This is a genomic window from Spirochaetota bacterium (assembly GCA_004297825.1).
Lineage (GTDB): Bacteria > Spirochaetota > UBA4802 > UBA4802 > UBA5368 > FW300-bin19.
The window spans coordinates 1-6,863 of sequence record SCSX01000026.1; the positions used below are offsets into that span (position 1 = coordinate 1).

At 55.6% G+C, this 6,863-nt stretch carries 8 protein-coding genes; 3 read left to right on the forward strand and 5 right to left on the reverse strand.

Annotated features, from left to right (window positions below; translation table 11 throughout):
• The first annotated feature begins 881 nt into the window (after positions 1 to 881).
• Entirely contained in the window at positions 882 to 1,688 is an 807-nt protein-coding gene (locus tag EPN93_05415; protein TAL37832.1) for a polysaccharide deacetylase family protein, read from the forward strand.
• Here EPN93_05415 and EPN93_05420 read toward each other — a convergent pair.
• On the reverse strand, positions 1,685 to 2,413 hold the full coding sequence (locus tag EPN93_05420; protein TAL37833.1) for an MBL fold metallo-hydrolase: 729 nt from the start codon (positions 2,411 to 2,413) through the stop codon (positions 1,685 to 1,687). The two genes, EPN93_05415 and EPN93_05420, sit on opposite strands and share 4 nt — an antisense overlap.
• A 312-nt stretch (positions 2,414 to 2,725) precedes the next feature.
• Here EPN93_05420 and EPN93_05425 point away from each other — a divergent pair, with 312 nt between their 5' ends.
• A complete protein-coding gene (locus EPN93_05425; protein ID TAL37834.1) occupies positions 2,726 to 3,355 on the forward strand; it encodes a TetR/AcrR family transcriptional regulator in 630 nt (209 codons plus the stop codon).
• 45 nt (positions 3,356 to 3,400) lie between these two features.
• Here EPN93_05425 and EPN93_05430 read toward each other — a convergent pair whose 3' ends face one another.
• Together EPN93_05430 and EPN93_05435 are read right to left on the reverse strand one after the other, a co-directional pair.
• Positions 3,401 to 4,069 (reverse strand): cysteine hydrolase, encoded by a 669-nt coding sequence (locus EPN93_05430; GenBank protein ID TAL37835.1) that lies wholly within the window; start codon positions 4,067 to 4,069, stop codon positions 3,401 to 3,403.
• Positions 4,070 to 4,099: 30 nt separating this feature from the next.
• Positions 4,100 to 4,957 (reverse strand): AraC family transcriptional regulator, encoded by an 858-nt coding sequence (locus tag EPN93_05435; protein ID TAL37836.1) that lies wholly within the window; start codon positions 4,955 to 4,957, stop codon positions 4,100 to 4,102.
• 237 nt (positions 4,958 to 5,194) lie between these two features.
• Here EPN93_05435 and EPN93_05440 point away from each other — a divergent pair, with 237 nt between their 5' ends.
• Positions 5,195 to 5,503, forward strand: a complete 309-nt coding sequence (locus tag EPN93_05440) for a DUF1801 domain-containing protein (GenBank protein ID TAL37839.1) — start codon at positions 5,195 to 5,197, stop codon at positions 5,501 to 5,503.
• Between the two features lie 191 nt (positions 5,504 to 5,694).
• Here the strand turns inward: EPN93_05440 and EPN93_05445 are convergent, their stop codons facing one another.
• Both EPN93_05445 and EPN93_05450 read right to left on the reverse strand, forming a co-directional pair.
• Entirely contained in the window at positions 5,695 to 6,117 is a 423-nt protein-coding gene (locus EPN93_05445; GenBank protein ID TAL37837.1) for a putative toxin-antitoxin system toxin component, PIN family, read from the reverse strand.
• The gene (locus EPN93_05450) at positions 6,114 to 6,395 is read right to left on the reverse strand and encodes a type II toxin-antitoxin system Phd/YefM family antitoxin (GenBank protein ID TAL37838.1); all 282 of its coding nucleotides are present in this window, start codon (positions 6,393 to 6,395) and stop codon (positions 6,114 to 6,116) included. The genes EPN93_05445 and EPN93_05450 overlap by 4 nt, the downstream gene beginning before the upstream one ends.
• Positions 6,396 to 6,863: the final 468 nt, after the last annotated feature.

A 6,863-nucleotide genomic window follows, 5' to 3' on the forward strand; every position in this document is an offset into this window, starting at 1 on the left:
CCCGCCGCGGCGGCGCCCGTAAGAATCATGGTCAAGGCGATTATCGCTGATATTGATTTCATGGCCGTGTGCGTGATAGTAGTATAATTTCAATTCCCCGTCAACCGGTATACTTCCCCTGGCGGGAGGGAATCGGCAACCCCGGTTTGACACGGGTCGCTCCTATTGGAAATAACTGCGCGACGCGACCGCTCCGGGCGCACGGACATGATCCGATACGCTCTCCCGCGTGGAAGAAAGCCGTCCTGCGGCCGGTCCTGCCGCCTGCATGACGACGACCATCGAAGGGCCGGGGGACCGATATCACCCGCCGCCGCTGCATGCGCAGGCCCGGTGATCCATTATTCCCTCAAGTTTGACGCCTCGACAGCCGATACTCCCAAGGGCGCATTCGCCCGGGCAGGGAGGCCATCCATGAACATCAACACCAGCGCAACCGCGCAGATAACCGATACAATCCAACGAATGAACGATATGCTCAAAATCTCCACGGAGATGCAGCTTGGTCTCGAAAACAAAATGATGAAGGCCGATGTCATTGCCCAGGAAGAGGGCAAGGGCGAGAACCTCGACGTGAGCGCCTGAATACTGCCGGGCCCCGGTCCGGAGGCATTGCGCCTGCAGCCGGTCCGGGGAATAACGCATCGCGAATCGGCCCCCGCCCCTGTCGATAACTGCCGCAACGCCTGTTCAAGGGCATGCACGGCGTCCATATGTACCAGACCAGGAATCGCGTTCGAGTAAGAATTTGCAAATCAGCCGTCACCCCTTCATGCACGGTAATTTTTCTCATGCAAAATTTCCTCCACTGCCGATGAAATTAATGTTGCACGTTACGCCGCGCCGAATCATATCATGCTACACTATTTCGATACAGGACCATGGCCACGATGACCCGATTACTGAACGTTCTGATACTGACCGCGTGCGCCGCAGGCGCGCTCGTCTCGCTCTCCCCCGCCCTCGACGCGGCGCAGGTGCAGGTGATCGTCTACCACACCTTCAACGGCAACGGGAAGAGCCCCTACGATTTCTCCGTACAGGAGATGCGGGAGCACATCGAAGCGCTGGAAGCGGACGGATTCGTATTCGTAAAAATGTCCGATCTTCTCGAAGGTAATATCGAGGGTACCAACAACATCCTGGTGACGATCGACGACGGGCACAAGACCGTGCTCGAGGCGTACCGGGAGGTGCTCAAGCCGCGCGGCATCAAGCCCCTGCTGGGCATCTACCCGAACATTATAAGCAAGAAAGAGGACGCGATGACCTGGGACGAGCTCAAGTCCCTGGTGGACGACGGCTGCGAGATCGCGGGACACGGCTACTACCACTTGTTCCTGAACGAGAAGCAGTACAAGAAGGATCTGGTCGAATTCAACAACGAAATCTTCAAGTCCAGGCTCATCCTCGAGGATAAACTGGGCGTGCGTGTGCTCACCTACGTGTACCCGTTCGGCGTGCGCTCCGACATGGCGGAATTCGCCCTGGGCATGGGGATGTTTCGCGGCGCCTTCACCATCGACTGGGGAATCACGAGCGTGCCGCTCTCCGCGAACAAGAATATCTACGCCCTGCCGCGCTACATGCTCGTGCGCAACAATTACAAAAATATTTTCGCGACGCTCAGGAAACGCGCCTTCATCGCCTCGGGCGCGGGCGCGAAGGACGCGCGGGGCCGCAACTAGAATCCGCCCGGGGCCTCGCTGTCCAGGGGCTTTTCCTTCATCGTCTCGAGAAGCGACGCCGCGTCGAACGGGTCGCCGTGGGAGGGGAATATTTTTTTCGCCCCCCGCCCTGAAAGTCGTTTCCACCCCTGGTATACCTGACCATAATCGTTCGCATAGATGGGACGGTGCGCGCACCCGCAGATACCCAGCATGTCCATCGCGAGGTCTCCCACGAAGGCATTCCCGTTCGCGAGTAAAACGCTGATCGAATCGTCGGTATGCCCGGGCGTGCTTAAAATCATCCCCTCCACCCCAATTCCCTTGAGAAATTCGGCGTCGTCGCCCCTTATAATCCGCATTCGGGTGTTTGCTTCCACGGGGGGAAAGCCGTGAGTCTTGTCATTTTTGAACAGCGCGGCGAACACGGTGAACGCCGCGAGCGTGCACCGGTTGAGCGGCTTCATCCTCATTTCGGGTTTCCCCTCGGAGAGAAAGGGAAACGCCTTTTCGTGAACGATAAGCGTCGCCCCCGACTCGCGAAGAAGCCGCGCGGCGAAACCGGAGTGATCGTCGTGATGATGCGTGAGCAGGAGGAAGCGAATATCGGCGATCCCAACGCCTTTCGTTCCCGATTCAAGGATGAACGCGTCATAATCCTTGTCGTACCCCGTATCGATGAGAAGATATCCCCCCGTACAGGGAAGCAGGTAGGAATTTGTAACGCCCCCGGCACGAACCGTCATCACCTCGTCCTTCCCCCCGCGCGCACCCCGTCACGGATATAATCGCGATGAGGCATGCAATCGCGATCCGCGTCGCGCATCTCCCTGATACCGTGTTCAGTCCCTTTCGCTTCCCGTCGTTCATAACACCCTCCTCCGTCCGTATGCATCGCACAAAATATTCTCCCCGCACCCGCGTTGTCCGGATTTCTCCAATATGTGATAGTTTTATCATATTTTGTCAACATTAATATGATATTTATATCATATTAATGTTGCTATCGCGGCCCGGCCGAACTATGCTTGCCCAAAACGGTTCTTGGCGAGGCGACAATGAGCGGGGACAGAGCGAAACGGGATACCAGGGTCCCTGTACAGAAAAGGGGGATCAGGACCAGGGAGCGGATACTCAAGGCGGCGGAGCGTCTTTTCGCGAAGAAGGGGTATCATGGGACCAACTCGAACGAGATCGCGGCGGCCGCGGGCGTTTCGACGGGAAGCTTTTACGCGTATTTCCCGGACAAGAAGCTTCTCTTTCTCGAAACGCTCAGGAAATACAATCAGGACGTGCGGGAAAAAATCATGGAGGGAACGCGGGAGGGCGAGCCCCCTGCTGAACCGGACGCCGGCAGGGCGCTGATACGCCGGCTTATCGGGCGCGCCCTGGCGGCGCATGAATTCAGCCCGGCGTTTCACCGCGAGGCGACTGCCATGATCTTCACGGATACCGACACGTTCAAATTGCAGGCGGGCGAGGACGCGCGGATAATCGATGCGCTCGCCTCCTCCCTGGCGCTGTACGCCGACTCATTCGGGATTCGCGACACGCGTTCGGCCGCCCTCGTCATTTTCCGCGCGACGGAGGGAGTCATTCACCACCTCCGCATGCACGATGAAGGGGAACGGGAATCCGTCCTGGAAGAGCTCGCCGTCATGCTCGAGCGCTATCTGCTGCCCGTCTGATCGCCGGAGAGTCGCTCAGTGTCTTCTCCATTCATGGTTATGGGTTTACCGAACCGAATCCGTTACTACTATTTCGACGCCGGCCGTTTTCATCTCTGCGACCGCTTTCTTGTGGATCTCCCCGCTCCGCGCGGCAATGGCGTCCTCCACGACAGTTACCGCGTAGTTCTTTTTGACCGCATCCAGCGCCGTGCTCTTTACGCATACGTTGCTTTGCATACCGACGATCATAAGGTACGTGACGCCGTTTTTGCGGAGAATATCCTCGAGCGGGGTTCCTATAAAGCTGCTGGGTTCGTGCTTGATAATGACCGTCTCGCCTTCTGCCGGCGTCACCGCACTATTGATTTCCGCGCCTGGTGTTCCGGGGACAAAGAATGGCGCGCCCGGTTTGTCGCTTTCATGCCGGACGTGAATCAAGGGGGCCATGATCGATCTGAAGCGCGCCAGCACAAGCTTCGCGACATCGGCCGCGTTCACGGCCTCAAACAGCTCGAACCTTCCGCCGGGGAAATAATCATTCTGAATGTCGATAATAAGGAGCGCCGTCTTTCCCGGGGACGCCTTACCCGTCCAATCCCGGCGGCTTACCGCCGGACACAGCGCCATAGCCACGAACCCAACTATCGACATTATCAACGGCATCCTGATCCAAAGATATTCCATGATATCCTCCCTGTGCTTGATTGATGGGAAAATGTAGCATTTCCCCATTCGGAAGGGAATTGCGGATCGGAAACATTGTTATGCGGATCGGAAATGGAGCTCGCGGTATTTGCGGGGGGTAAAGCGTGTATATTTCCTGAACATCCTTCCGAAATGCGCGATGTCGTTGAATCCTGCACGATACGCGATCTCCTGCACCGGGAGCCCGGTGTCCCTGAGAAGAAGGCAGGCGCTCTGTATCCTCTGGCGGTTAAGATACTCAATAGCGGGATAACCCGTCGCCTGCCGCATGAGCCGGTTCAGGGTGGTCTTATTGGTTTCGAACCTGCGGCAAAGATCGTCCACGAGGATCCTTTCGGTCATGTTGCATTGAATGAACCGGATGACCCTTCCGGAAATCGAGTCGTCGATTACCTGTACGCGTCCCGCACCGCCGGCCCTGTAGACCTTGAACATCAGGAAGACCAGCTCAAGCAGGTAGGACCGGCTGCGGCACGGCCAGAACCCGTCGCTCTTCCGGTGAAGCTCGCCTTCCAGGAGGGCGATGAGCGAGGCGGCCCTGTCAATAAGCGCGGGGCCCATGGGAATGAAGCCGGAATAGTCCGCAGATCTTTCGATGAAGGGGGAGAGGAAATCCCTGTCCAGCCGATCGGTCCGTGAAAGCGATCCGGGGTCGCCACGGATGTTTTCACAGGTCAGCGCTGCGTTGATCAATGACGGCCTGAAGAATACGCCGGCCCCCCTGATGCCGGTAGCGGATTCTATTTCCTGCCGCTCGTCCTCCCCGAAACAAAGGGCCCCGGGTGCGATCACTGACCAGCGCAGACCGGCCGCGCGCACCACCGCCGAACCCTGCGTAACGATAAGCAGCGCCAGGCAGCCCTCGCGGAAGATCCGAAGGTTCCCGGCTTCATTTATGCTGAATATCTCCGGCATGAGCGCACTCCGTTCATTATTATTGTATTATTCTATCATGATTGTACACAAAATGGCAAATTTTTCCCCTTTTCATTATTTTTACTGAAGTCGTGGCATAGATCCTGACTGATGAGGAAATCGTAGAGATATAGGAGACGAACTCTAATGAAGAAACAACGGAAACCTGCAGCAACCCTAAAGCCGCCCTTGCCATCGGGCGACCACACCGTGATAGAGGATTGGATTCGGCGAGTGATGCCGGATTTGCATCCTATCGTCAAGCGCTTGGAATTGATCTGCGAGAAGGTCCCCGAACTCCATTATGCCATAAAATGGGGAAAAGTATATTACGGGTTACCAGAACTCGGGTGGATCATTGAGATGGTCGCCTACGATATCTCCGTGAATGTCGTCTTTTTCGGCGGAGCGGAATTCGACCCTCCACCGCCGCTTGGCGCCGACGAACGGAGCAGATACGTCAAGTTGAAGACCATGGAGGAGGTGCAGAGGCCGGATCTGCACAATTGGATCGAGCAAGCGGGACGCGTGCGCGGCTGGAAATGATGTCGGCGCGCTGCCGCGCTACATGCTCGTGCGCAACAACTACAAGAACATCTTCGCGACGCTCAGGAAGTGCACTTTCATCGCCGCGGCTGCGGGCGGGAAGGACACAGGGGGCCGCAACTAGGGCCGGGAAGCCCTCAATTCAAGGGCGCATTGTTACCGTGTTGTCGTACGGAGATTTTCCGGCAATTTTAACTCGGTGGTGACAGTTCATCAGCTTCGAAATATTTTGCCATGAATACGGCAGGTGTGACGATCCGTTTGTCTTTTATCTGTTTGAAGTGCTTGGTGTTTCCCGTTACCAGGAAATCCGCCCCTGAAGATTTCAACACTTCATAAAACATGACGTCGTCTGGATCGTTTATTGCGACGGCAAGCGGTTTCGCGTCAGTGCGCTCACCGCGGTCCTCGATGTGGATTACAAGAATATCTACCGCGCCGGGATCTAATGTAAATTTGTCCCGCTTCAACACGCGGCGGTACTCGTTGATAATCCTGTCATCGTAGCATAGGGTTACTTCTTCATTCAGTATCAGGTTCAATATGTTAGCAGGCGTGCCGCGGGGATTGAGAGCTCCCGCGACCAGCACGTTGGTGTCCAGTACTATCTTCATTTGCCCTTGCGGTGCGCCCGTACTTCATCGACAATCTCTTCCATAGTCATACGGTCCGCTCCGGTTGCCTGGGCCTGTTTACGTATCGCCCGCAGAGCCTCCCCGGCCCGGGCCTTCCTGCTTGCCCGAAGCGACTCTTCGAGGTTCTCATCCGAAAGCGGAGTCAGCAGGGCGATCGGTTTCCCGTTGTTGGTAATCACGAACTCATTTTCCTTCTTGAGGTCCTTCCATATCGTCGCGGGCTTCGTTCTCAGGTCTCGTACGGTTATAAATTTCATGGCCGCCTCTCTTCTTCTGAGATACCTTTTTGTCACCCAATTGTCAACATATATTTTTCAAGGAACCTCTGTCTAACTTCAATTTTCACCTGGCACAATGTCCGGTGATCGGCAAGTCATGGCGGTCAACTGAAACAACCTCAACAAATTTTACTCGTATCCTGACTAAATCCGCAGAATTATTTACACGACGAACACAGTTGAATCATAGAAATTCACTCTCAGGAAGCTTACAAATAACCGTGCGGCTTTCCCAACGGATGAGGCTAAGGGGCTCTGAATCGATTGTATTTGGCATTGAAAAACGCCTCAATAAAGTGGACGATGCGATTCATGATTGGAGTGCTGCTGTCGCGCTTCATTGAAAACGGGAAAAAAATAGGGTAAAAATAAGCTAGTAAATCCTCCGAGATATTTATAGGAGGATCACATGACCAAGAGTAAGAGACGGCGTTTCACCCCGGAAGA